The organism is Leifsonia sp. RAF41, from assembly GCF_052114085.1.
In the GTDB taxonomy this organism is placed as follows: Bacteria; Actinomycetota; Actinomycetes; order Actinomycetales; family Microbacteriaceae; genus Leifsonia.
Genome location: NZ_JBFREB010000001.1, coordinates 3,503,798 through 3,526,678, shown reverse-complemented (window position 1 = coordinate 3,526,678; position 22,881 = coordinate 3,503,798). Strand labels below are relative to the sequence as shown.

The window sequence follows — 22,881 nt, the reverse complement described above, 5'->3', positions numbered from 1 at the left end:
TCCACGGAGTCTGCACCGATCGGCATATCCGTGCTGGCCCGGATGCCGCGAATGTCGTGCCGGACCTAACCTGATGCTGTCTCGGCCAGGGGGAACCGATCCCGTCGGGGGACGGATCGGGAAAGGGGCCGGAGCGCTCAGCGCTCCGGCCCCTTTCGTGTTCACACGAGGGTGCGAACGGGAGTTACTTGGTCAGCGGCTCCAGGGTCGGGTCGTTGGCGTACGCCTCGGCCGCGTTCTCCTTGGTGACGATGACCGGCTTCAGCAGGAAGGCCGGGACGACCTTCTTGCCGTTGTCGTACGACTTGTCGTCGTTCGTGGCCGGCTTCTTGCCCGCCTGCAGGTCCTTGACCATGTCGATGGCCTGCTTGACGAGGTTGCGGGTGTCCTTGTTGATGGTCGAGTACTGCTCGCCCGCCATGATGGACTTGACCGACTCGGCCTCCGAGTCCTGACCGGTGACGGTCGGGACCGGCTTGCCAGCACCCTTCACCGAGGTGATGATGGCGCGGGCCAGGGTGTCGTTCGGCGACAGGACGCCGTCGAGCTCCGCCGAGGCGTAGTTCTTGGCGAGCAGGTTGTCCATGCGGGTCTGCGCGTTCGCCGGCAGCCAGCCCTGGGTCGAGGTCTGCTTGATGTCGGTCTGGCCCGAGACGACCTTCAGGGTGCCGTCGTCGATCTTCGGCTGGAGGACCTTCATCGCACCGTTGAAGAACACAGCCGAGTTGGCGTCGTCCGGCGAACCGGAGAAGAGCTCGATGTTGAAGTTCTTCTTGTCCGGGAACTTGGCCTTCATGCCGTCGAGGAGGGCCTGACCCTGCAGCTCGCCGACCTTCTCGTTGTCGTACGCGACGTAGTAGTCCACGTCGTTCGTGTTCAGGATGAGGCGGTCGTACGCGATGACGGTCGCGCCGGCGTCGTGCGCGGCCTTGGCCTGCGCGGCGAGCTGGCCACCGTCGACGGCGCCGATGATGACGACCTTGGCGCCGTTGGTGATCATCGACTGGATCTGCGACTGCTGGTCGGAGACACCCGAACCACCGGCGTACTGGACGTCGCCCTTGAAGCCGGCCTCCTTGAGACCGTCGGTGAACAGGCCACCGGCGAGAACCCAGTTCTCCGACGTCTTAGTCGGAAGGGCGACACCGATGGTGGAGTCCTTGGCGAAGCCGGACGCGGAGCTGCTGTCCGAACCGGAGCGGCTCGACGAGCAGCCGGTCAGGGCGAGCGCGGCGGCAGCTGCGACAGCCACTGTCGCGAGTGCGATTTTGCGCATTGCGTTTCTCTTTCTCTGTGTGTGATTGGTGCAGGGGAAGGTGAAGCTCAGGTATTCAGGAGGTCAGCGAGCGGGAGCTGTCCTCGGCGGAGTCGCCGGTCGGTACCACTGCGGGCTGGTCGGCGCCGGCGGCGTCGGCCTGCTGCGTCTTGTCGCGGTTGAACATCCTGCCGATCAACGACGGGCCTCCGCGACGCTTGGAGTAGACGTCCACACCGACCGCGATCAGCAGCACGAGGCCCTTGATGATCTGGACCTTGTCACTGGTGACACCGAGCAGCTGGAGGCCGTTGTTCAGGACCGCGATGACCAGACCACCGATGATGGAGCCGGCCACGGTTCCGATACCGCCCGAGACCGCGGCGCCACCGATGAACACGGCCGCGATCGCGTCGAGCTCCCAGCCGAGGCCGTCCTGCGGGCCGGACGACACCGAGCGGGCGACCGCGATCATGCCCGCAAGGGCCGCGAGGACCGACATGTTCATCATGACGAAGAAGTTGATGCGCTTGATCTTGACGCCCGAGAGCTCCGCGGCGTGCCAGTTGCCGCCGACCGCGTAGATGTGGCGACCGAAGATGGTGCTGCGGGTGATGAACGAGTACAGGATGATCAGCACGCCGAGGATCACACCGGCGACGGGGAACGAGGTGCCGACGCGGCCGCTTCCGAACAGCACCGCAGCGTAGATGACGACGGCGTCGAGGATGATGACCTTGAACACGCTGACCCACAGCGGAGCCTTCTCGGAGCCCATCTTCGTCTGCTTGCGGCGGGTGCGGACCTCGGCCAGCGCGATCACGACGGCGATGAGGATGCCGAGCAGCAGGGTGGAGTTGTTGAAGCCGGTGTTCGGCCCCCACTCCGGCAGGAAGCCGCCACCGATGAAGGTGAAGCCGTCGGGGACGGGGATCGTGTTCGCGCTGCCGATCAGCTGGTTCAGGCCGCGGAAGATGAGCATGCCGGCCAGGGTGACGATGAACGCGGGGACGCCGACGTAGGCGACCCACCAGCCCTGCCACGCGCCGATCAGCACACCGACGACCAGGCCGAGGACGATTGCGAGCGGCCACGGCACGTTCCAGTCGGTCATCGACTTCGCGACGATGATGCCGACCAGGGCGGCCACCGATCCGACCGACAGGTCGATGTGGCCCGCGATGATGACCATCACCATGCCGATGGCCAGGATCAGGACGTAGACGTTCTGATTGACCAGGTTGATGAGGTTGACCGGCTCGAGCGTGGTGCCGCCGGTGAGCACCTCGAACAGCAGGATGATGACGACGAGGGCGCCGAGGATGCCGAACTGCCGACCGGTGGACTGGCCACCACCGAACATCTTGCCGAGGTCGCGGAGACCGCCGGACTTCTTCTTCTCGGGAATCTGTGTGGTCATGGCTATCGGGCAATCCTCTTCTTGGCGGACGTCATGCTTTTCAGGAGAGTCTCGGGGGTCGCCTCCGCGATGGGAAGCTCGTCGGTGATCTGACCCTCGAAGATCGTGTAGATGCGGTCGGAGATGCCGAGCAGCTCCGGAAGCTCGGAGGAGATGACGATGACGCCCTTCCCCTGCGCGGCGAGCTGCTGGATGATTCCGTAGATCTCGAACTTGGCGCCGACGTCGATACCGCGCGTCGGCTCGTCGAGGATGAGGACGTCCGGGTCGGTGAACATCCACTTGGCCAGGACGACCTTCTGCTGGTTGCCGCCGGAGAGCGTCGAGACTCCGCGGTCGACGTCGGGCGTCCGGATGCGGAGCAGCTTGCGGTACTCGTCGGCGACCGCGTACTCCTGGAGGTCATCCACGACACCGCGCTTGGCGATCTTCGACAGCTTGGCGGCGACGACGGACTGCTTGATGTCGTCGAGGAGGTTCAGCCCGAGCACCTTGCGGTCCTCGCTCACGTAGGCCATACCGTTGTCGATGGCCTCGGAGACGTTGCGGACCTGGATCTCCTTGCCGTCCTTGTAGATCTCACCGGAGACCCAGTTGCCGTAGGAGTGGCCGAAGACGCTCATGGCGAGCTCCGTGCGGCCGGCGCCCATGAGGCCGGCGAAACCGACGATCTCGCCGCGGCGGACGTAGAAGCTGGAGTTCTTGACGACAAGACGGTCCGGCACCTGCGGGTGCTGCACGACCCAGTCGCGCACTTCGAAGAACTTCTCTCCGATGTCGGGGGTGCGCTCCGGGAAGCGGCTCCCGAGCGTGCGGCCGACCATGCCGCGGATGATGCGGTCCTCGTCGACGCCGTCGGCCTGGACGTCGAGCGTCTCGATCGTGTGGCCGTCGCGGATGATGGTGATCTGGTCGGCGATCTGCTCGATCTCGTTGAGCTTGTGGCTGATCATGATCGAGCTGACGCCCCGGCCCTTCAGCCCGACGATGAGGTCGAGGAGGTGCGCCGACTCGGCCTCGTTCAGCGCGGCGGTGGGCTCATCGAGGATGAGCAGCTTCACCTGCTTGTTGAGCGCCTTGGCGATCTCGACCAGCTGCTGCTTGCCGACGCCGATGTTCTTGATCTGCGTGTCGGGGTCGTCGTCCAGGCCGACCCGGGCGAGGAGTTCGACCGCTCGGGTCTTCGCCTCGTTCCAGTCGATGACTCCGAACCGCCCCGGCTCGTTGCCGAGGAAGATGTTCTCGGTGATCGACAGCTCGGGGATCAGCGCGAGCTCCTGGTGGATGATCACGATGCCCTGCTGCTCGCTCGACTTGATGTCCTTGAAGCGCATCACGTCGCCCTGGTAGACGATGTCGCCGGAGTACGTGCCGTACGGGTAGACGCCGGAGAGAACCTTCATGAGGGTGGACTTCCCCGCACCGTTCTCGCCGCAGATCGCGTGGATCTCGTTAGCGTGCACGGTGAGGGAGACATCCTCCAGCGCTTTGACCCCAGGGAACTCCTTGGTGATCGCGCGCATCTCGAGGATGACTGCGTTCGACGGCATCGTCGCTCCTTGCGGGCTCGGGAATGTATGTGCCTAAGTAGTAAACGCTATCTTCTGGGTTGTCGTCAAATAGTGAAGACAACGATGCGATAACAGTCAGTCGTTGCCGGCGAGCGCGCCCTTGATGACGATCGCCGCCGCACCGAGCGACTCTGCGCGGTCGCCGAGGGATGAGACCCGCACTGTGGTGGTTCCGGCGATGATCGGCAACGCATTGTGCTGGATTCCGCGCCGGATCGGGTCGAGGAGAGCATCCCCCAGCCCGACGAGCGGACCGCCGATCAGGACGAGCTCGGGGTTGATCACGTTGGCGATGTTTCCGATCGCCTGGCCGATCGCCGTGCCGGCATCGCTGACGACACGCAGCACCGCCGGGTCCTGCGCGAGTCCCCGCCGCAGGATGTCGGCGGTGGATGCGGCGCGGCCGGCTCCCCGCCCGAGCGACTCCAGCATGACGCTCGTGGAGGCGACGGTCTCGAGGCAGCCGCGGTTGCCGCACCGGCAGATCACGCCGTGCTCGGCGACGGGAGTGTGACCGAGTTCCCCCGTGATGCCGAGGAACCCGTAGTACGGCTGGCCGTTCAGGATCAGGCCCGCGCCGATCCCGGTGCCGATCTTGACGAAGATGAGATTGCGCTCCCCCCGGTTGGCGCCCCAGGTCACCTCGGCGAGCGCCCCCAAGTTCGCGTCGTTGTCCACGACGACCGGGAACCCGAACACGTCCTCCAGCTCGCGCCGGGTGATCCCGACCCATTCCGGAAGGATGGCGCCCTGCAGCACGGTGCCGGTCCGGCGGTCGATGGGGCCCGGGATGCCGACTCCGACGGCGAGCACGGACTCCCGGTCGTGGCCCCCTTCCACCAGCATCCGGTCGAGCAGGGTGGACGCCTCCCCCACCGCCCCCAGCACGTCGTAGCCGGGTTCGAGGGCGACCTGCTCCTCCGCGAGGACGTCGTAGCCGAGGGTCGTCAGCACGATGCGGACGTGTCGCCGGCCGAAGTCGACCCCCACGGCGATGTCGCCGGTATCGGTGAGCTGGACCAGGAGAGCGCGCCGCCCACTGGACGTCACGGGACTGGTCGCGACGACACCCTTGGTCGCCATGTCGCGGACGATGTTGGACACGGTGGCGGTGGACAGGCCGGTCCCGCGCGCCAGCTCAGCCTGGGTGGACGGTCCGTTGGCAAGGAGGAACTCGACGAGTCGCTCCTGGTTCAGATGCCTCAGTGCGCCCTGCGACCCGGGATTGCGTGCGCCACGAGGGATCAGCCCCTGAGTGGCGGTCATGACGTCAAGAGTGAATGATCAACGTGTTGGAGTCAAGCTGTGAACGCAATCGTCCACCCCGCGATCGGGTGACCCCTAAGAGGTTTCGAGGTCCAGTCGGATCAGCCACTGCTCAAAGTTCGGATCCACCAGGAATACGTCTCGAGTGAACCCAATGCGTTCGAAGCAAAGCTGGCTAGCAGCATTCCGCCGATGAATGTTCGCGCTGACGATCACATGCTCAAACTCAGGCGGAACAGCAGATGCAGCCAGATCTAACGCGTGCTCCACTATGTGCGAGCCGAGGTGAGCACCGCGTATCTCCACCGCGCGGGCGACGACCAGTATGTGGACAAATTCCTCGCCAAGGTGCTCAACGGCCGCGACCGCCCGCAACTCACCGCCGTCAAATCCAAGGTCGAGAGTCCGAGTCGCACCGAGCGGTGGCTTCTGATCGCGTATCCATCGCTGAACGTCATGTTCCCATGGGAAAGGGTGCGGCACACGCCAGTCGCGCTGTCTGTGGACAGTGCAGGTGAACGATTGAAGGAGCGTCCGATCAGCTCGTCGGGCCAAGCGCCAGGATAGGTTCACACTTGAACAGGCTTCCGAACTGCACGGCGCCCGACGGCTTCAGTCGAGGCAAGCCTTCGCAGACGCTGCTTTTCCCTTTCCGTCCGCTCCGGGCTCAGCGAACGCAGGAAGGCTTGTCGCTCAAGGTGATCAACCTGGCTCTGTGCAGTAGGGAGCACTTCGAAGAACGCACTGGACTCCCGTATCTGGCAGAACAGCCAGAGCCCGTCTCCTTGCCCTAGAGACCAATAGTCGAGCAATGAGCGCGGCAGATCCATTTCCGCAGTTTCGCCCTCCGGTGTGGATTCTTCCACGCGCGCTATCCGCGAGGTTGCCGACTTCACAGTGGCATAGACCAGGATTGAACTCCATGCGGCTTCGTGAGTTCGAAGCGCCCGCAACGTCGCCCGAGTCAGCTCTTGATAAACCGCCCCCGTCGTATCGCGATCAGTCCAGTCGGACGAGCGAACAGCCTCGCCATACTGCAGCTCCAGCTCGGTAGCTTCAGCGAGCAGCGCGTCCGCCAACTCACCGAAATCTGCCCTTCGGGCGTACGCGGCGATAACTCCTAAGACGCTGTGAACTGTGTCCGTTCCACGTGCTCGCCCATCCTCCCGCCGCTGGACGCGAACCCCCTCCGTCGCTCGGCCACGACCCTTCATGGTGCGATATCTCGCGCGTGTGGGATCAGAGGTCGGATCGTTCGCTCGGACCACTGTCTGCCACGTAACTAAGGGAATAGGCGCCTCAGTTTGGACGTCGTCCACGGTTGCCATGCGTCAACCCTACCTGAAGGGTCGTTTCAACCTCTCTGATCTCCCACGAATTTCCAGGTAGGCCGTCCTGACGGCCCGAGAGGCAACCGCCCCTCACGGACGAGGTTCGGCTGGGATGATGGGACCATGCCCATCCTGAACAAGGACATGCAGGTCTGCATCTCGCTGGCCGGTCGTCCCAGCAACATCGGCACCCGCTTCCACAACTTCCTGTACGACGAGCTCGGCCTGAATTTCGTCTACAAGGCATTCACCACGGACGACCTCGAGGGCGCCGTACGCGGCATCCGGGCGCTCGGCATCCGCGGATGCTCGGTGTCGATGCCGTTCAAGGAGGCGATCATCCCCCTGGTCGACAACCTCGAAGCGTCCGCCGTCGCGATCGAGTCGGTCAACACGGTCGTCAACGAGGACGGCCTGCTCACGGCATCCAACACGGACTACGAGGCAGTGGCCCAGCTGCTCGCCGAGCACGAGGTCGACCCGGCTCAGCGTGTGCTGCTGCGCGGTTCCGGCGGGATGGCGAAGGCCGTGGTCGCCGCGTTCCGCGGCGCCGGATTCGACGACCTCACGGTGCTGGCGCGCAACGCGGACGCAGGTCCCGCGCTGGCCGAACGCTACGACTACCAGTGGGTCGCCGAAGAACCGGAGCCGGACTTCGACGTGATCGTCAACGTCACCCCGCTCGGGATGCGCGGCGACTCCGAGTCCGTCCTCGCGTTCGGCGAAACCGTCATCGAGCGCGCCTCCACCGTCTTCGACGTCGTCGCCTTCCCGTCCGAGACCCCGCTGATCGTCGCCGCGCGAGCATCCGGCACGGCCGTCATCACGGGCGCCGAGGTCATCGCGCTGCAGGCCGCCCGCCAGTTCGAGCGCTACACCGGAGTCGTGCTGACGCCCGAGCAGGTCGCGCAGGCCTCGGAGTTCTCTCGCGCGGAGTGACGCTCGAGGGCTGGTCGAGTGGCGGAGCACGGTGATGCGCACGACCCCGCTCGGGGAGTAGCTTGAGCCCACGGACGTGAGGGAGCGTGGCGGCAATGGGCATCGGAAGCGGCATCTTCATCTTCGTCGTGGGGCTCATCCTCGCCTTCGCGCTGCAGGTGCAGGTGAGTTGGATCGACCTGAAGACGACCGGATACATCCTGATGGGCGCTGGCCTGGTCGTGTTCGTGATCTCGCTGACCTTCGCATTGCGCCGCCGCCCGCGGACCACCATCCGCCGGGAGATCGTCGACCCGGCCACCGGCGAGAGGGTCGAGCGCAGGACCGATGAGTACTGAGTCGCCCGCCTACAATTGCCGGGTGTCAGACGACGTCCTCGCGCTCGAGAACCAGGTGTGCTTCGGTCTCGCCGTCGCCGCCCGCAGCGTCATCGCCCTCTATCGTCCGGTGCTGGAGCCGCTCTCGCTGACGCATCCGCAGTACCTGGTGATGCTCGCCTTGTGGGAGCAGGAACCGCGCTCGGTGAAGAACCTCAGCGATGCGCTCGCCCTCGAGCCTGCCACCCTGTCGCCCCTCCTCAAGCGGCTGGAGGCGACCGGCTATATCCAACGCCGTCGGAGCCTCGCCGACGAGCGGGCGCTTGAGGTGCGGCTGACCGAGAGCGGCCGTGCGCTGCGCGCCGAGGCGGAGAAGATCCCGCCGCGCATCGTCGAGCGGCTCGGGCTACCGGTGGCTGAGCTCACGAACCTCCGCGAGAGTCTGCTCGCCATCATCGGCGCGGCCGTCCGCTCCGGCTGACCCCTCTGCTGATCCGTCGGTGCGGAGGAGTTCCGCAACCTCCGTTCGTGCGACGTTGACCCTGACCCGCGGGTCAGGGTCTACGCTGACGGCGGAGGACGACATGCGCATCAGCGAACTGGCCGAACAGGCCGGGGTGACGGTGAAGGCCGTGCGCTACTACGAGCGGCTCGGGCTGGTCTCGCCCGCACGGCTGGGCAACGGCTACCGAGAGTACGGCGACGATCACCTGCGCGTCGTGCGCGAGATCCGAGAGCTGGCGGCGACCGGAATCCCGCCGGGCAAGGCGCGACCGTTCATCGACTGTCTCGGTTCCGGCCACGCGCACAGCGACGAGTGCCCCGCCTCGCGCGACGCCTATCGGGACGGCCTGGCGGAGCTGGATGCGGCCATCGCGCAGCTGGAGGCCCGGCGCACCCTGCTGGCCCGGCGCCTCAGCGGGGCGGAGCACCGCATCCCCGAGCCCATGCACGCGTGCGGGTGCACCGTTTCCGCGTCCTGACATCCCGCCCGGATCATCCCGCCGGATCATCCCGAGGGATGACCCTCCCCCGACCTCCGGGCGATGCCCGCGCGTTCCCGGAACGGTTGACTCGTTCCTGTCGGCTCGAGCACTCGGCTCGCGGCTTCGACGCGAAGGGGGAGACCGATGACGACGCTGGGCCACGGACTGCGAACCGCACCAACGCTCCGAACGCCATCGGTACCGGCACGGCGGCGAGCGCGGGGGTTGCTCGCCGCCGTCACCGGGAACGCCTACCTGCAGCTGGCGGTGACGCTTGTCGTGGTCGCGGCCGGTCTTGCGCTGCTGACGGTCGGGATCGGACTGGTGCTGAACCTCGCCGTGCCGCTCGTCTTCGACGACGAACTGCGGGCCCTGAAGGCTCTGGTCCCGCAGGTGGGGTGACCACCGGCCACTGGCCGTCCGCCCGCACGGGTCCTAGAGTCCCGGCATGGGACGACTCATCTTCGCGGCGATCACCTCGATCGACGGCTACACCGTCGATGCTTCCGGTTCGTTCGACTGGGCCGCGCCGGATTCCGAGGTGCACGCCTTCGTCAACGACCTCGAACGCGGGATCGGCACCTATCTCTACGGACGCCGCATGTACGAGACGATGCGCGTCTGGCAGGACTTGCCCGGCGCCGACGACCACCCCGTGACCGCCGACTACGCAGCCATCTGGCGGGCCGCGGACAAGGTCGTGTACTCATCGACGCTGACGGCGGCGACGACGCCGCAGACACGCATCCAGCCCGCATTCGACGCTGCGGAGGTGCGCAGCCTCATCGAAGCCAGCGATCGGGATGTCGGGATCGGCGGCCCGACGCTGGCGGCGGCAGCGTTCGCCGCAGGTCTCGTGGACGAGGTGCGCCTGATCGCGGTGCCCGTCTCCGTCGGCGGTGGCACCCCGGCGCTCCCCGCCGGCCAGCGGCTGCACCTCGATCTGCTGGACGAGCGCCGGTTCGCCAACGGCACCGTCGCGCTCCGCTACGCGGTCCTGCGCGCCGACTGATCAGGCGGAGTCCCACCAGCGGAGCACCCGCAACGCCCGCAGGGTGATCCACTGGCTCGGGAATCCCTCCATCTCGAACTCCACGATCACGGAACCCTCGTGCAGGTTCTCGAGCACCCAGCGGCCGTCCTCGTCCGCCTTGCCGCGCACCAGCTCGATGGCCTCGCCGAGCCGGGGATCGCGCTTGTCCTGCACCCGGAAGTGCTCCAGGCCGCGAAGGATGTCGTGGTACCAGCGCACCGGGTACGAGAGCATGGCCATCCGCGGGTCGGCGACCGATCCATCCGATCGGCGACGGAAGAGCCCGCGATCGAGCAAATACTCCTCCCCCGCGGCCGCCACCTCGTCCACCCGGGGATCCGCGCCTCCCGCCCGTTGCCACGCGCGCAGGCCCTCCACCGCGCAGATCGTCGAATGGAAGGAGGACACTCGCGCTCCGAACTCCGCCCAGCAGTTCCATCCGCCGTCCCCCAGCCGAGAATCGACCAGGGTCTCGGCGATCGTGTCGCCGCCCTGACCGAAGTACGCGGCGATCGTCAGGACCACACCGTTGATGCACGGCTCGGTCTCGCCGTCGAAGTACGGTTCGCCGGCGTGCTCCCAGCGAACATTTTCGCGGACCCGACGGATCGCCTCCTGAGCTTCGGGGCACTCCGGGTCCAGCCCGAAGTCGACGAGTTGCTGCAGGCTGAAGTGCGTTGCGCTCCACGCATCGAAGCCGTCTCGCTCGGGCGGGATCCAGCCGGGCCGGTACGTTCCGCCGTCCCAGAGGCCGTCATTCGCCTGCTCGGCCAGGATGGTCGCTCCCCAGCCCTCGCGCGGAATCCGGGCCCGCTCTAACGCGATCTGCTCCGGAGGCGCATCCTTCAGATCGGCCAGAACCTGCCAGCGGATCGCGGGGTCGGAATCGAGAAGCCAGTCGACGACATCCATGCGCGACACGGTAGCCCAGGGCCGCCGTCATGGCACACCTGCACGCAGGGATACCCCCTGCGAGAGGGTCGTGTCAATCGCTCGACCCGCCTCCCCGACGTGTCTTCAGTGGGCAGCACATCCCAACCGGACACATCCATCGAAAGGAAACGTCAGTCATGACCATGTCAGACGACCAGTCCGCGGACACACCGATCTTCGACAGCAGGCGCGACGCGTTCGACCCGGAAGCCGGCCTGCCTGAGACCGTACAGCCGGACAGCACCACCGTTGGCACCGTCGGCACCCCGGTGGGCGGAAGCGGCCAAGGCGGCGTCAAGGACGAAGCAGGCCGCGTCGCCGGATCGGCCGCCGACGCCGGCAAGGCCGTGGCAGGCACCGCCAAGGAGCAGGCCAAGAACGTGGCCGGTGAAGCCACGTCTCAAGCCAAGGACCTGTACCACCAGACCCAGCGCGAGTTGCGCGACCAGGCTGCCCAGCAGCAGGAGCGCGTGGCCAGCGGCCTCCACTCGGTCGGCGACGAACTCGACCAGATGGCGTCCTCGTCGGAGCAGAACGGCCTCGCCACCGATCTGGTCCGCCAGGCAGCCCAGCGAACCCACTCGATCGCGGGCTGGCTCGACCAGCGCGACCCGGGTTCTCTGCTCAACGAGGTGAAGTCGTACGCCCGGCGCAACCCCGGTACGTTCATCGCCGCCGCAGCCATCGCCGGCGCACTCGCCGGTCGCCTGACCCGCGCCCTAGCCAGCGGCGGGGACGACTCGGGCAGCGACTCGGGCAGCACAGGCACGAACACCACCGGCCTGACCGGAGCCGGCCGCATCCCCGAGACGCGGAGCTACACCGGAGCGGCCGTCGTCGACGACCCGTACGGCGACGACGTCAACGACCTACCCGAGCTCCCCGGAGCGGGCTACACCGGAGGCCGGGCATGACCGATCAGCCCACCCCGTCGGAGGAGCGCGCCGCGAACAATTCGCTCGGCGAGCTGCTCGGGGAGGTCAGTCGTGACCTCTCCACCCTGATCCGCCAGGAGATGGAACTCGCCAAGGCCGAGATCAAGCAGACCGTCACGCGCGCCGGAAAGGGCGCCGGCCTGCTGGGTGGCGCGGGTTACGCGGGCCTCATGGCCGTGTTCTTCCTGTCGATCGCCCTGTGGTGGGCGCTCGGCTACCTGGTGGGCAACGCCTGGTCTGCGGTGATCGTCGCCATCATCTGGGGCGTCGTCGCATTGATCCTGTACCTCCGCGGTCGCAAGCAACTCGAGACCGTCAAGGGTGCACCCCAGACCGTGGAGACGGTCAAAGAATTCCCCGACACACTGAAGCGAAACGAGGAGAACCGATGAGCGACGACCCCGACGCGATCCGCGCCGACATCGAGGCCACGCGCCGCAACCTGAGCGGTGACGTGGACGCACTGGCCGACAAGGTCACGCCCGGCAAGATCGCCGACCGCCAGGCGCGCAAGGTGAAGGGCGCCTTCCATTCCATCAGCGAGCGGGTCATGGGATCCGCCGACGACATCTCCAGCTCTGCCGGTGGCGCCGTCTCGAATGCCGGCTCGGCCGTCTCAGACGCCGGCCGAACCGTGGTGAACAAGGCGCAGGGCAACCCGCTCGCGGTGGGCCTCATCGCCTTCGGCGTCGGCGCTCTCGCTGCCAGCCTCATCCCGGCCAGCAACAAGGAGAAGGAGCTCGCGGAGTCCGCCAAGGATGCTGCGCAGCCCCTTCTGCGGGAGGCCGCAGACGCCGGCAAGCAGATCGCCAGCAACCTGAAGGAGCCGGCCCAGGAGGCCGTGCAGTCCGTCAAGGAGACCGCGCAGGAGGGGGTATCCACCGTCACGGAGGAGGCCACCGACCGCGCGAGCGATGTCGCCGACGACGTCAAGGAATCGGGACAGCGCTTGCAGTAAGCGGACTAAGCCGCAGAGCCGACCACGCGATTACCGCCGGCGTTCTTCGCCGAGTACATGGCGTGGTCGGCTTCGCGGATGAGCCGGTCGGGGTTCCACCCCGGATCCTGGGTGCGGGCGAGCGACATCCCGATGCTCGCACTGATCGGGAAGCCCTCGGGCAGGTCCTGGAAAGGCTGCTCGATGGACCGTCGAATGCGGTCCGCGACCTCCTGTGCCGCCTCCACCTCCGGTACCTCGCACACCACGACGAACTCGTCGCCGCCGTAGCGGGCGACGAAATCGTCGGCGCGAACCGCGACCTGCAGACGCTCCCCGACTTCACGCAGCAGCAGGTCGCCGACATGGTGACCCAGGCTGTCGTTGACGCGCTTGAAGCCGTCGAGGTCGATGAAGAGGGTAGCCACCAGCGCGGAGCTCGCGAGGCCGTACTCCAGCAACTGGGTTTCCAGCCGGCGGCGGTTCGGCAGACCGGTGGTCTCGTCGTGCATGGCCGCGTGCTCCAGCTTGCGCTGGAGACGCAGCGTGGTGATCGCCTGCGCGGCCTGCCCGGCGAGCGCGTCGGCGAGCGGTGCGGCCTCGGAGTCGAACTGGCGCGGGTGGAGGAAGAACGCGACGAAGATCCCGTAGAGCACATCGTCGTGCTGGATGGGCGCCACCAGCACCGCATCCACCCCGGAGTCGCGCATGGCGTGACCGAGGGCCGGCGTGACCGCGTCGGCGGCGGCCGTCCCGCTGATCGTGAGCACCTGCCGGAGGCTGGCGGCTCGGGAGACCAGCGGATCCGTCTCAGGGACGGACCGCAGCGGGTTGGTGCCGGAAGCCTGGGTGAACGCACCCAACTCGTCGATCAGGAAGACACCCGCCTGCTCGGCCTGGTAGGCCTGCGCGACAGTGGTCGCCAGGATGTCGACCAGCTCCTGCTCCGTCGTCGCGCCCGAGAACGCGATCGACGAGTCGATGATGAGCTGGAGGCGGTTGCGGGTACGTTCTTGAAGCGCCTGCGACCGCATGAGCTCCTGCTCGTGCTGGGCGCGCTCGGTCGCATCGACGAGCGCGAGACGCTGCCCGCCGTCGATCTCGCGGGAGTCGACGATGACGGCCCGCGCGGTGCCGTCGATGTTCGCCAGGCGAACAAGTCCGTCCGAGCGGCCGCCGATCGCGGGGATGCGCTGGCGCAGCGAGGCGAAGGGTCGGCCGACCAACTCCGTCAGCGTGAGGCCCGTCCACTCTGCGAACAGGCTGTTCGCGTCCACGATCCGGCCGTCCGCATCCAGCTCTACGAGGGCGCAGGGCAGGTCGTCCGCTTCGCTGGGGCGCACCGCTCGTCTCCTTCGTGCTGGGCCGCCCTCCGGGCGGGGCTGACACCTTGAATTTAGCGTACGAACGAACGTAACCAGTCTTCGAAATCTTCGTTGCGACTCGGCCTGGCGATGTAGTAGCCCTGCGCTCGGTCGCATCCGGCCGTCCGCACGCGCTCCAACTGCTCGCGCGTCTCGATTCCCTCCGCGACCACCCGCATGCCGCCTGCTTTGGCGAGCGCGACCGCCGCGTCGACGCCTTGCCAGTCGCCGGCTGCGATGAGACTGCGGTCGATCTTCAGCTCCCGGGCATGGACGGCGGCTGCCCGTTCGATCGAGGAGTGTCCCGAGCCGAAGTCGTCGATGGAGACCGTCACGCCCCACTGCTGGATGACGTCCAGCCGTCCGGCGACCACACCGTAGTCGGCGATCCGCTCGGCCTCGGTCACTTCGACGATGAGATCGGCCGGTGGAAGTCCGGACTCGGCCAGCTGCCGCTCCAATTCGTCGAAGAAGAGGTCCGTCTCGAGCTGCAGCGGTGACACGTTGACCGCGACCGCGAGGTCATACCCGCGCTCGCGCCAGTCGCGCCCGATGCGACAGCACTCCCGCAGGGCGAAGAGACCCAACTCGTGGATGAGGCCGCTCGACTCGGCGAGAGCGATGAACTCGGCGGGAGGGATCGGGCCGCGGGTCGGGTGCGTCCATCGGGACAGACCTTCCACGGCGACGACCTCTGCGGTCGCCAAATCGATCTGCGGTTGGACGTACACCTGAAGCTCATTCGCTGCGATCGCGCGGGAGAGCTCCCGCGCATCCAGGTCAGTCGTCGCCACCCGCACCTCCTCTTCACCGTCTCCGCGATACTCCCCGGGCGTACGCCGTCTGTCAACGGGGTGCTAGTCGTCGGGCCGGAAGTCGGTACGCGGGAATTCGGCGTCGACGTCGCCGGTCGGGTCCTCCTGCCGCAGCGTGTCCCCGATACTCGGGCCGGAGCCGACCGGCGAGAACGCGACCCGGTCACCGCGGGTGCTCGACTGATAGGTCTTCATCCGGCCGTCGACCGGCAGGTCGATCTCGGAAGGAGGTCGTCCGTCGGCGAACGGTACCGCCCGCTGGGTCGTGGTGCCGTCCTCCTCCACGAACTCGACCAGGCCGAAGGTGAGGCCGCCCCGGTCGAACGAGACACGGACGAGGAGGGCGGTGCGCAGCTCGTCGTCGCTCAGCGCATCCACTGCGGTCACCAGGCCGGCCAGTTCGGCCGTCGTTCCGAGGCGCGGTGCGGCGTCCCGCAGTTCCGTCGCCCACGCCCGCACGTGCGGCACCAGATCGTCGATCGCCGCCTCGTACGAGAGCGGAGATGTGCCTTGGATGCCGAACTCGCCCCACTCGGCGATGTACCGGTCGCCCTCGTCGTCATGCTCGACGGCGACGATCACGGCGAGCACCCCTGCCCGGAAGGCCTCCCAGGCGGCGAACTCGGCCGGCGAGAACAGCTCGCGCAGTTGTCGTACCGCATCCTCGTCCTGCGGCCCCGCGGCCGCGGCGAGAATCGATCGCTCGAAGAACGCGTTGTCGTCCATTGCCGTCTCCCTTCGACGCCCCCAGCATCGCAGTCGAGTGCCGGGCCGTGAAGAGCAACCCATACGATCCGCATAGGCGGCTCCCAGCCCACGTAAGAATCCACAAAGAATGTGGCGGCATCGTGGATGACATGGACGAGACCTTGAGCATGACGGCGCCGGCACGCCGGGCCCGGACGCGCACCCGCACCGCGCACCCGCGCTCCGGATCCCGGGCGGTGCGGGCGGCTCTCGTGATCGGAACCGTCATCGTGCTCGGGATGTGGTGGCTGACCGTCCCCGCCGGGTTCGCGGCGACGCCCGCGAACGCGCTGACGTCGATCGGTGAGCTGAGCGGGATGGTCGGGGGCTACCTCGTCTGCGCTCAGGTACTGCTGATCGCCCGGGTGCCCTGGTTCGAGAACGCCGTCGGCCTGGACAGGCTGGTCTCCTGGCATCGCTCGCTCGGCGCGTCCGTCCTCTTCCTCATTGTGGCGCACGTCCTGTTCCTCGTCTTCGGAGGCGAACTCGCCGACAAGAACCCACCCTGGACCGAGTTCGTGTCGATCCTGCAGTCATACCCGGACATGCTCACCGCCCTGGTCGGCACCATCGCCTTCCTCGTGGTGGGTCTCAGCAGCGCCCGGCTGATCCGCGCCAAGCTCTCCTACGAGGTCTGGTATTGGCTCCACGTGACCACCTACGTGTCGATCTTCTTGACGTTCCTCCACCAGCTGAGCGGCGGCGCACACTTCGTCTCCGACCCGTGGAACCGGGTGATCTGGATCGCCCTGTACCTCGGAACGGCGGCCGCGGTGCTGACCTGGCGGGTCATCCTGCCCGGGCTCGACGCGTGGCGCGGCCGCATGCGGGTCGTGACGGTGATCCCCGAAGGCGAAGGTGTGAACAGCGTCTGGCTGACCGGTCCCCGGGTCGAGCAGCTCGGAGTGAAGGCGGGCAACTTCCTGCTCTTCCGCTTCGTCAGCTGGGGCCATCTCGGCACCGCCCACCCCTACTCGGTGTCCGCCGTACCCGCGAACGGGTACCTGCGGATCACGGTCGGGGCCCTCGGTGACCACTCGAGCCGGCTACCGAACCTCCGACCGGGGTCGCTGGTCTTCGTGGAGGGACCGTTCGGCCGCTTCACCGCCGACCGCGCGAGCCGTGCGCGCACCCTTCTCATCGCCGGGGGCGCAGGCATCGGACCGATCCGCGCACTCGCCGAGGAACTCGTGTACCGCGGCGCCCGTCCGGTGGTGCTCTACCGGGCACGTTCCACCCAGCACCTCGCGCTGATGGGCGAACTCCAGAACATGCCGGGGGTGACGGTCATCCCGCTGGTCGGCCGTCGCAGTCAGCTCGGCTATGACCCGCTCGACGTCGAACCCCTCCGCCACCTCATCCCGGACCTGCACGACTGGGAGGCGTTCATCTGCGGGCCGGAAGGGATGGGCGAGCGCGTCGAAGCATCGCTCCGCGCCCTGCGGATGCCCAAGCGTTTCATCCACCGAGAAGAACTGAGCATGTCATGAACAGCAGATCCTGGCGGGGAACCGTCCTCTTCACCGTCATCCTCGTCACCATGGGCGCGACGGTGGGCTTGAAGCTGTACGGGATCGGAGGCGACGTCTCCGCCGCGCCGGTTGCGACCCAGTCGTCCACCTCCACTGGCTCCACCGGCTCCACTGCGGGCACGGGCTCGTCGACCGGTGGCTCGACCACCTCGGCGACGCCCTCGCCGTCCGCCTCCGCGTCCGCCGCTGCTCCCGCGCCATCGGCAACGACCGTCATCACGGGTTCGGCCATCGACACCCGCTACGGGGTCGTTCAGGTGAAGGTCACCTTCTCGGGCACCACGATCACCGCGGTCGACACCGTCCAGTCGCCGGATCGCGACGGTCGCGACATCGAGATCAACAACCAGGCCCTGCCGATCCTCCAGCAGGAGGTCCTGTCCTCCCAGTCGGCGAGCATCGACACCGTGTCCGGGGCGACCTACACCTCGGAGGGGTACATCCAGTCCGTGCAGTCCGCGATCGACCAGCGATGAGGTTTCTCGAGACGGTGATGGGCATCCCGATGTCGATCGACATCCGGGGCGACGTGGATGCGGCGCCCGCCGCCGAGCGTGCGTTCGTGGTCCTGCGGGATGCCGACCGGCGTTTCAGCGCCTACCGTCCCGACAGCGAGGTGAGCCGGTCGAACGCGTCAGGCGACCGCGTTGAGCACAGCACCGACTTCCGTGAGGTGGTTGCGATCGGCGAGGCCGCTGCGCGGGCGTCCGGAGGCGCCTTCCGCATCCGCCGCCCGGACGGCACCTGGGATCTTGACGGCGTCGTGAAGGGCTGGGCCGCGGCGCGCGCGGCCCACGAGTTGCGTTCAGCCGGCCTGCGCGATTTCTGTCTCAACGCCGGCGGAGACGTCGCGGTCTCGGGCGGCCCCGGCGAGGGTCGGCCCTGGAGCGTCGGCATCCGCTCACCCCACCGCCCGACGGACATGCTGGCCGTCCTCGCTGTCACCGATGCGGGCGTCGCGACCTCCGGCGCGTATGAGCGCGGTCACCACATCGTCGATGGCCGCGACGGGTCGGTCCCCCGGTCGCTCCTCAGCGCGACAGTCGTGGCAGCTGACCTGACCACGGCGGACGTGCTGGCGACCGCCGTCTTCGCGATGGGGCCGGACGGCATCCCCTGGGCCTTGGAGTGCGGAGCCCGCGGGGTACTCGCGATGGACGCATCCGGCCGCGTCCTCAGGTCAGGGCAGCTCGCGTTCGCCCAGCCGGCGTCCGCGGGATGACCGCATTGCCACCCCCGGACGGCCCGCGTCCGGACTCCTATACTGCGCATGTGAGCGAAAAGCTGCGCGTGCTGATCGCCGAAGACGACAGTCGGCTCGCGGGCATGCTCGAATCGCTCCTCCGGTCGGAGGGCTTCTCGGTAGAGCTGGCCCGCGACGGTCAGCGCGCGCTCCACCTGGGGCTCACCGGGGCTTTCGATGTCGCGGTCCTGGACCGCGGCCTGCCCGCCGTTGACGGGCTGGACGTACTGCGTCGGCTCCGTGAGAACGGCGTGACCACGCCCATCCTCGTGCTGTCGGCGCTGGGTACCGCCCCCGACCGGGTCGACGGCCTCAACGCCGGCGCCGAGGACTACCTGGCGAAACCGTTCGACATCGACGAACTGGTCGCTCGGGTGCGGGCACTCACCCGGCGAGCCGCCTCCGTGGTCCCGACCGTCCGTTTCCCGGGCGGTCGCCTCGACACCGACAGCCGAACCGTGACGCTCGACGACGGCAGCAAGACGGTCCTCTCGGAACGGGAGTCCGCCCTCCTGGAGCTGCTCGCCCGCAGGCCCGCTCAAGTCTTTTCGCGCTCGCTCCTCCTCGAGGAGGTCTTCGCGGCTGCGGACGACCCCGGGGTGGTCGACACGTACGTGCATCACTTGCGCCGCAAGTTCGGTCGGACCCTCATCGAGACGGTCCGCGGCGTGGGCTACCGGCTGGGGGCGCTCTCATGACTCACGCCGACGAGCGCGAGTTACGCGCCGCGTCTCTGCGGCTGGCCGCCCAGTTCGCCCTCATCATTCTCGGCCTGTTCCTCGCGCTCGGCGTGGTCGTGTACACCGTGGTCGCGGCCGGGCAGACGGAGGCGGCCCAGCGCACGCTCGCCGACGCCTCCATGGTGGATTCTGTGCACGATGCGCCTCGCAACCTCCTGGTCACCGTCGTCGACCCGCAGGGCCGAGAGGAGTCCCCGAACATGCCGGAAGGGCTCCCCGACGAGGGCGCTCTGAAGATGGTCGAGGCGAACGGCCGCTCGGTGTCCGGGACCGTGGACGCGGACGGCCAGCGCTACCTCACGGTGACGGACGTTCGGCACGGCAAGATCGTTCAGGTCGCCTACGGGTTGCAGGAACAACAGGAGGAGCTGAGCCGGCTGGTCATCGCCCTGGTCGTGTCCGGGCTCATCGCGTCCCTCGCCGCGGCCGGGATCGGCCTGGTGCTCGCTCGACGGTCCATCCGGCCGCTCGCGGATGCGCTCGCCCTGCAACGCAGATTCGTCGCCGACGCGGGACACGAGCTGCGCACGCCGTTGACCCTACTCAGCACCCGCGCTCAGCTGTTGCGCCGCCATGTCGCGACGCGGCCCGGAGCGGTGTCGGACGATGAGGTCCGCTCCGGTCTCGATGAGATCGTCGACGACAGTCGCGCACTGACCGAGATCGTGCAAGACCTCCTCACCGTGGCCGACCCCCGTCAGACCGCCGAGAGCGAAGGCGTCGACCTCGGTGAGCTGGCCGGCGCGGTCGCCCGCTCGGCGGAAGGTCGAGCGGAGGATCGCGGGCTGCGGATCGACGTCGACGCCGCGTCCGATGCTGTGGTCACCGGCGCTCCGGTCTCCCTGCGGCGGATGATCGTCGCCCTGGTCGACAACGCTCTCGACCACGCCCGGACCCGGGTGCGCCTGACGGTGACCGCCTCCCGAGACCAGGTCACGGTGACCGTGGAGGACGACGGGCCCGGCTTCTCTGCGGGAGTCGACTCCCGGGCATTCGAGCGCTTCGCCACCGCCCGGGATGCGCAGCCCGGCGACGACCGGGTGCGGCACTACGGTCTCGGTCTCGCGCTGGTGGCCGAGGTGGTGGGCCGTCACCGCGGCCGTGTGGATGCGGCCAACCGCCCCGAGGGAGGCGCCGTGGTCACCGTGCGACTGCCGCGGCGGGAGTGAGCCCGGACCGCCTCAGCGCGGGGCGACGTCGTCCCGAAGGACCCGCACGGGAGCCACGATCACGCTCTCGAGCCGGCTCACCACCTCCAGGTAGTCCGCCGTCCAGATGATGCGGACCGCCGTGGACACGTCATGCATGTCCGTGGACGTGGCCTGGCTCGCGAGCACGGCTCCGGCCAGCCGCGCCACCATGGTCGGGTCCGAGGGCACGGGCTCGGGCAGCGCTCCGCGCGCTACCAGCTGTTCGGCCAGTTGGCTGTACCAGGTCTCGAGCTTCAGCAGCGCGTCGTTCAGCGCCCCGCGCGCGTCCGCCGTGTGGCGGTCCCCCGGCGGTTGCCCGCGCCACAGCTCCGCGATCGCGTCGCTCGCCTGCCGGACCCCCGCGACACCCGTCACGGACGCGGAGACCTCGGCGAGGGGGCGACGCTTCGCCCCGCGCTCGGCCAGGTAGGTGCGGAAGGCGTCATCGAGGCGCCGGGATGCGGCCGCCGCACGCGTCGCCTGGGCCCGGAGTTCGCCGGCGTACGACCCGTCCGCGTCGCGTGGCCCCACTCCATAGGTGACGGCAGCCTCCAGGTAGCGGATGCTCTCCCGGTAGGCGTCGGAGAGGGCCCGCCGGAGCGATGCGGCAGCGCCTCGCGGCCAGAACAGCACACCGACCAGCAGGCTGACCACGCAGCCGAGGGCGATGTCTTCGATCCGGATCAGGCCGACCGTCCATCCGGTCGGCGCGATGATGTTGAAGAGCAGCACGAGCACCACCGTGAAGGCCGCCTGCCCCGCCGCGAACGAGATGACCGACGGCGCGACACCGGCGATCAGGATCGCCACCGGCAGCACGATCCACAGCACCGCCACGTTGGAGCCGATGACGGTGAGCACGGCGGCGCCGAGCACCACGCCGATCACGGTTCCCAGAACGCCCCTCAGCACTGTCTGGCCGGTGCTGAGCGCATTCGAGCGAAGCACCGAGAGCGTGCCCAGGACAACCCAGAACGAGTGCTCGACTCCCGTGAGCTTCGCGAGGAGGACGGCCAGGCCGAGAGCGATGGCGCCGCGGATGCTGTTGCGCAGCCACACCGAGTTCCATCCGACGTACCCGCTCGCGCGTTCGGCCGCCGCCGCGAGGGGACCGCTCACGCCTTCGGGTTGGCGGCCGAGCATCCGCTGCCACCACGACCGGCGCTCCGCGCGGGCGGTCAGCGAGATGTTCGTGCCGACCGTCGCGACCGCGTAGGCGAGCTCTTGCGCCCGGAAGCCGGGGTCCAGGATCGTGACCATCGCTTCCGGCGCTCCACCTGAACCGCCGTCGGTCATCGGCTGCGCGAGCATGGCGGCCTCCACGTCGGCGCGAGCCTGTGCGAGCCGACGGAGGGCCGCCTCGAGGACGGAGGAGTCCGCGCCGTGCTGGGCGAGCACCAGCGCTCCCTCGTCGAGGGCGTCGGCGGCGGCGCTCTTGACCGTCCAGGCGGCCGCGTGCGTCGGTTCCGCCACCGCGGACGACCTCCGCGCGTACCGCTCGAACTGGGTCATCACCGAGTCGAGCCAGGCGAGCTCGTCGACCAGCCGGACGATGGTCCGCGCGGGGGTGCTCAGGCCGGTCGGCCGGTACGGCGCAGCGAGGAACGCCTCGTGCAGGGCCGCGACTTCGGCACCTGCCTCCCCGCTGGTCCGGTCGCGGTCGGCGACCAGCGCCGGGTCACCGTCACTCAGCAGGAAGGCGGATTCTGCACGCAGCCGGCCGGCGAGCGCCCGGATCGCCTCGACCGCCGGACCGCGCAGCGGCTCGCGCGCGGGCGCCGGCCACAGCACAGTCACCGCAACGATGCAGACGACCGCAGCGATCCCCCACCCGAGCAGCCGCGGTCCGAGGGATGCGATGGTCCCCGGGAGCGTGACCGGAAGGATGAAAGCCAGTAGCAGGGCGGTGCTGGCCGAGGCGCTGACCGAGCTGACGGACCCCGCGAACAGCACCACCAGGGCGACGACGGACATCGCGACGGCGGACAGCCACACCGGCTGCGACGCCAGCGTTCCCAGCGAGACGAGCACTGCCCCGACGACGGCGAGCGCCGCCAGCGCCTGCGCCCGCTCGCGCGGCGGTCCCCCGAAGTCGACGAAGAGCAGCATCGCGAACGACCCGAACGCCGAGAAGATCGCGACGTCAGGGTTGCGCAGGACTCCGCTCGCGAACGCGAACAGCAACGGCATCACGATGGCTGCCCGGCTGGCACGCCGCAGCGCACTGTAGCCCGGGTCGTGACGACTCAGCCACTCCCTGAACCGCACCCGTCCTCCGTAGCGATCCGCGCGGCGCCGCCGGGTGCGGGGCGCCGTCCAGCCACACC

25 protein-coding genes are annotated in these 22,881 nt (G+C 68.3%); 14 read left to right on the top strand and 11 right to left on the bottom strand.

The window, feature by feature from the left end:
- Nucleotides 1-184 precede the first annotated feature (184 nt).
- The 6 genes from AB4Y74_RS17175 to AB4Y74_RS17150 form a co-directional block, all read right to left on the bottom strand.
- Complete coding sequence (locus tag AB4Y74_RS17175; protein WP_441800265.1) at nt 185-1,276, bottom strand: substrate-binding domain-containing protein; 1,092 nt, start codon at nt 1,274-1,276, stop codon at nt 185-187.
- A gap of 55 nt (nt 1,277-1,331) precedes the next feature.
- On the bottom strand, nt 1,332-2,675 hold the full coding sequence (mmsB, locus tag AB4Y74_RS17170; protein WP_441800264.1) for a multiple monosaccharide ABC transporter permease: 1,344 nt from the start codon (nt 2,673-2,675) through the stop codon (nt 1,332-1,334).
- A 2-nt stretch (nt 2,676-2,677) separates the two neighbouring features.
- Nucleotides 2,678-4,225 carry a multiple monosaccharide ABC transporter ATP-binding protein gene (gene mmsA, locus AB4Y74_RS17165; protein WP_441800263.1) on the bottom strand — a complete coding sequence of 516 codons (1,548 nt, stop codon included), beginning with the start codon at nt 4,223-4,225 and terminating at the stop codon, nt 2,678-2,680.
- Nucleotides 4,226-4,321: 96 nt separating this feature from the next.
- Complete coding sequence (locus AB4Y74_RS17160; RefSeq protein WP_441800262.1) at nt 4,322-5,512, bottom strand: ROK family transcriptional regulator; 1,191 nt, start codon at nt 5,510-5,512, stop codon at nt 4,322-4,324.
- Nucleotides 5,513-5,587: 75 nt separating this feature from the next.
- Complete coding sequence (locus tag AB4Y74_RS17155; protein ID WP_441800261.1) at nt 5,588-5,995, bottom strand: GNAT family N-acetyltransferase; 408 nt, start codon at nt 5,993-5,995, stop codon at nt 5,588-5,590.
- 86 nt (nt 5,996-6,081) lie between these two features.
- Complete coding sequence (locus tag AB4Y74_RS17150; protein ID WP_441800260.1) at nt 6,082-6,591, bottom strand: hypothetical protein; 510 nt, start codon at nt 6,589-6,591, stop codon at nt 6,082-6,084.
- A 375-nt stretch (nt 6,592-6,966) separates the two neighbouring features.
- On the opposite strand from AB4Y74_RS17150, the gene AB4Y74_RS17145 reads away from it, so the two are divergent.
- From AB4Y74_RS17145 to AB4Y74_RS17120, 6 genes are all read left to right on the top strand, one after another.
- The gene (locus AB4Y74_RS17145; protein WP_441800259.1) at nt 6,967-7,782 is read left to right on the top strand and encodes a shikimate 5-dehydrogenase; all 816 of its coding nucleotides are present in this window, start codon (nt 6,967-6,969) and stop codon (nt 7,780-7,782) included.
- 95 nt (nt 7,783-7,877) lie between these two features.
- Nucleotides 7,878-8,120 carry a DUF6458 family protein gene (locus tag AB4Y74_RS17140; protein WP_441800258.1) on the top strand — a complete coding sequence of 81 codons (243 nt, stop codon included), beginning with the start codon at nt 7,878-7,880 and terminating at the stop codon, nt 8,118-8,120.
- A 22-nt stretch (nt 8,121-8,142) separates the two neighbouring features.
- Nucleotides 8,143-8,580 carry a MarR family winged helix-turn-helix transcriptional regulator gene (locus AB4Y74_RS17135; RefSeq protein WP_441800257.1) on the top strand — a complete coding sequence of 146 codons (438 nt, stop codon included), beginning with the start codon at nt 8,143-8,145 and terminating at the stop codon, nt 8,578-8,580.
- A gap of 103 nt (nt 8,581-8,683) precedes the next feature.
- Nucleotides 8,684-9,082 carry a MerR family transcriptional regulator gene (locus AB4Y74_RS17130; RefSeq protein WP_441800256.1) on the top strand — a complete coding sequence of 133 codons (399 nt, stop codon included), beginning with the start codon at nt 8,684-8,686 and terminating at the stop codon, nt 9,080-9,082.
- A gap of 147 nt (nt 9,083-9,229) precedes the next feature.
- The gene (locus AB4Y74_RS17125; protein ID WP_441800255.1) at nt 9,230-9,487 is read left to right on the top strand and encodes a hypothetical protein; all 258 of its coding nucleotides are present in this window, start codon (nt 9,230-9,232) and stop codon (nt 9,485-9,487) included.
- A 46-nt stretch (nt 9,488-9,533) separates the two neighbouring features.
- Entirely contained in the window at nt 9,534-10,097 is a 564-nt protein-coding gene (locus AB4Y74_RS17120) for a dihydrofolate reductase family protein (protein ID WP_441800254.1), read from the top strand.
- Here AB4Y74_RS17120 and AB4Y74_RS17115 read toward each other — a convergent pair whose 3' ends face one another.
- Nucleotides 10,098-11,030, bottom strand: coding sequence for a hypothetical protein (locus AB4Y74_RS17115; RefSeq protein ID WP_441800253.1), 933 nt, complete (start codon nt 11,028-11,030; stop codon nt 10,098-10,100). It abuts the gene before it with no gap.
- A gap of 158 nt (nt 11,031-11,188) precedes the next feature.
- On the opposite strand from AB4Y74_RS17115, the gene AB4Y74_RS17110 reads away from it, so the two are divergent.
- The 3 genes from AB4Y74_RS17110 to AB4Y74_RS17100 are packed head-to-tail and all read left to right on the top strand — an operon-like array spanning nt 11,189 to nt 12,944.
- The gene (locus AB4Y74_RS17110; protein WP_441800252.1) at nt 11,189-11,965 is read left to right on the top strand and encodes a hypothetical protein; all 777 of its coding nucleotides are present in this window, start codon (nt 11,189-11,191) and stop codon (nt 11,963-11,965) included.
- Nucleotides 11,962-12,378, top strand: coding sequence for a phage holin family protein (locus tag AB4Y74_RS17105; RefSeq protein ID WP_441800251.1), 417 nt, complete (start codon nt 11,962-11,964; stop codon nt 12,376-12,378). The genes AB4Y74_RS17110 and AB4Y74_RS17105 overlap by 4 nt, the downstream gene beginning before the upstream one ends.
- On the top strand, nt 12,375-12,944 hold the full coding sequence (locus AB4Y74_RS17100) for a DUF3618 domain-containing protein (RefSeq protein WP_441800250.1): 570 nt from the start codon (nt 12,375-12,377) through the stop codon (nt 12,942-12,944). The genes AB4Y74_RS17105 and AB4Y74_RS17100 overlap by 4 nt, the downstream gene beginning before the upstream one ends.
- Nucleotides 12,945-12,949: 5 nt before the next feature.
- On the opposite strand, the gene AB4Y74_RS17095 is transcribed toward AB4Y74_RS17100, so the two are convergent.
- From AB4Y74_RS17095 to AB4Y74_RS17085, 3 genes are all read right to left on the bottom strand, one after another.
- Complete coding sequence (locus tag AB4Y74_RS17095; RefSeq protein ID WP_441800249.1) at nt 12,950-14,266, bottom strand: diguanylate cyclase domain-containing protein; 1,317 nt, start codon at nt 14,264-14,266, stop codon at nt 12,950-12,952.
- Between the two features lie 53 nt (nt 14,267-14,319).
- Nucleotides 14,320-15,081, bottom strand: a complete 762-nt coding sequence (locus AB4Y74_RS17090; RefSeq protein WP_441800248.1) for an EAL domain-containing protein — start codon at nt 15,079-15,081, stop codon at nt 14,320-14,322.
- 63 nt (nt 15,082-15,144) lie between these two features.
- Nucleotides 15,145-15,828, bottom strand: a complete 684-nt coding sequence (locus AB4Y74_RS17085) for a hypothetical protein (protein WP_441800247.1) — start codon at nt 15,826-15,828, stop codon at nt 15,145-15,147.
- Between the two features lie 131 nt (nt 15,829-15,959).
- On the opposite strand from AB4Y74_RS17085, the gene AB4Y74_RS17080 reads away from it, so the two are divergent.
- Genes AB4Y74_RS17080 through AB4Y74_RS17060 form a run of 5 tightly spaced genes read left to right on the top strand, consistent with a single transcriptional unit; the run spans nt 15,960 to nt 20,533 of the window.
- A complete protein-coding gene (locus AB4Y74_RS17080; protein WP_441800475.1) occupies nt 15,960-17,339 on the top strand; it encodes a ferredoxin reductase family protein in 1,380 nt (459 codons plus the stop codon).
- Nucleotides 17,336-17,857 (top strand): FMN-binding protein, encoded by a 522-nt coding sequence (locus tag AB4Y74_RS17075; protein WP_441800246.1) that lies wholly within the window; start codon nt 17,336-17,338, stop codon nt 17,855-17,857. The genes AB4Y74_RS17080 and AB4Y74_RS17075 overlap by 4 nt, the downstream gene beginning before the upstream one ends.
- Nucleotides 17,854-18,603, top strand: a complete 750-nt coding sequence (locus AB4Y74_RS17070) for an FAD:protein FMN transferase (RefSeq protein WP_441800245.1) — start codon at nt 17,854-17,856, stop codon at nt 18,601-18,603. Before AB4Y74_RS17075 ends, AB4Y74_RS17070 begins: the two co-directional genes overlap by 4 nt.
- Before the next feature lie 50 nt (nt 18,604-18,653).
- A complete protein-coding gene (locus AB4Y74_RS17065) occupies nt 18,654-19,322 on the top strand; it encodes a response regulator transcription factor (RefSeq protein WP_441800244.1) in 669 nt (222 codons plus the stop codon).
- Nucleotides 19,319-20,533, top strand: a complete 1,215-nt coding sequence (locus AB4Y74_RS17060; protein ID WP_441800243.1) for a sensor histidine kinase — start codon at nt 19,319-19,321, stop codon at nt 20,531-20,533. The genes AB4Y74_RS17065 and AB4Y74_RS17060 overlap by 4 nt, the downstream gene beginning before the upstream one ends.
- Nucleotides 20,534-20,545: 12 nt before the next feature.
- On the opposite strand, the gene AB4Y74_RS17055 is transcribed toward AB4Y74_RS17060, so the two are convergent.
- A complete protein-coding gene (locus AB4Y74_RS17055) occupies nt 20,546-22,822 on the bottom strand; it encodes an FUSC family protein (protein ID WP_441800242.1) in 2,277 nt (758 codons plus the stop codon).
- Nucleotides 22,823-22,881 lie beyond the last annotated feature (59 nt).

Excerpts from the sequence above, each read along its gene's own strand:
- AB4Y74_RS17175 (WP_441800265.1), bottom strand. The coding sequence starts at position 1,276 with ATGCGCAAAATCGCACTCGCGACAGTGGCTGTCGCAGCTGCCGCCGCG.
- mmsB (WP_441800264.1), bottom strand. The coding sequence starts at position 2,675 with ATGACCACACAGATTCCCGAGAAGAAGAAGTCCGGCGGTCTCCGCGAC.
- mmsA (WP_441800263.1), bottom strand. The coding sequence starts at position 4,225 with ATGCCGTCGAACGCAGTCATCCTCGAGATGCGCGCGATCACCAAGGAG.
- AB4Y74_RS17160 (WP_441800262.1), bottom strand. The coding sequence starts at position 5,512 with ATGACCGCCACTCAGGGGCTGATCCCTCGTGGCGCACGCAATCCCGGG.
- AB4Y74_RS17145 (WP_441800259.1), top strand. The coding sequence starts at position 6,967 with ATGCCCATCCTGAACAAGGACATGCAGGTCTGCATCTCGCTGGCCGGT.
- AB4Y74_RS17140 (WP_441800258.1), top strand. The coding sequence starts at position 7,878 with ATGGGCATCGGAAGCGGCATCTTCATCTTCGTCGTGGGGCTCATCCTC.
- AB4Y74_RS17130 (WP_441800256.1), top strand. The coding sequence starts at position 8,684 with ATGCGCATCAGCGAACTGGCCGAACAGGCCGGGGTGACGGTGAAGGCC.
- AB4Y74_RS17125 (WP_441800255.1), top strand. The coding sequence starts at position 9,230 with ATGACGACGCTGGGCCACGGACTGCGAACCGCACCAACGCTCCGAACG.
- AB4Y74_RS17120 (WP_441800254.1), top strand. The coding sequence starts at position 9,534 with ATGGGACGACTCATCTTCGCGGCGATCACCTCGATCGACGGCTACACC.
- AB4Y74_RS17115 (WP_441800253.1), bottom strand. The coding sequence starts at position 11,030 with ATGGATGTCGTCGACTGGCTTCTCGATTCCGACCCCGCGATCCGCTGG.
- AB4Y74_RS17110 (WP_441800252.1), top strand. The coding sequence starts at position 11,189 with ATGACCATGTCAGACGACCAGTCCGCGGACACACCGATCTTCGACAGC.
- AB4Y74_RS17105 (WP_441800251.1), top strand. The coding sequence starts at position 11,962 with ATGACCGATCAGCCCACCCCGTCGGAGGAGCGCGCCGCGAACAATTCG.
- AB4Y74_RS17100 (WP_441800250.1), top strand. The coding sequence starts at position 12,375 with ATGAGCGACGACCCCGACGCGATCCGCGCCGACATCGAGGCCACGCGC.
- AB4Y74_RS17085 (WP_441800247.1), bottom strand. The coding sequence starts at position 15,828 with ATGGACGACAACGCGTTCTTCGAGCGATCGATTCTCGCCGCGGCCGCG.
- AB4Y74_RS17080 (WP_441800475.1), top strand. The coding sequence starts at position 15,960 with ATGGACGAGACCTTGAGCATGACGGCGCCGGCACGCCGGGCCCGGACG.
- AB4Y74_RS17075 (WP_441800246.1), top strand. The coding sequence starts at position 17,336 with ATGAACAGCAGATCCTGGCGGGGAACCGTCCTCTTCACCGTCATCCTC.
- AB4Y74_RS17070 (WP_441800245.1), top strand. The coding sequence starts at position 17,854 with ATGAGGTTTCTCGAGACGGTGATGGGCATCCCGATGTCGATCGACATC.
- AB4Y74_RS17060 (WP_441800243.1), top strand. The coding sequence starts at position 19,319 with ATGACTCACGCCGACGAGCGCGAGTTACGCGCCGCGTCTCTGCGGCTG.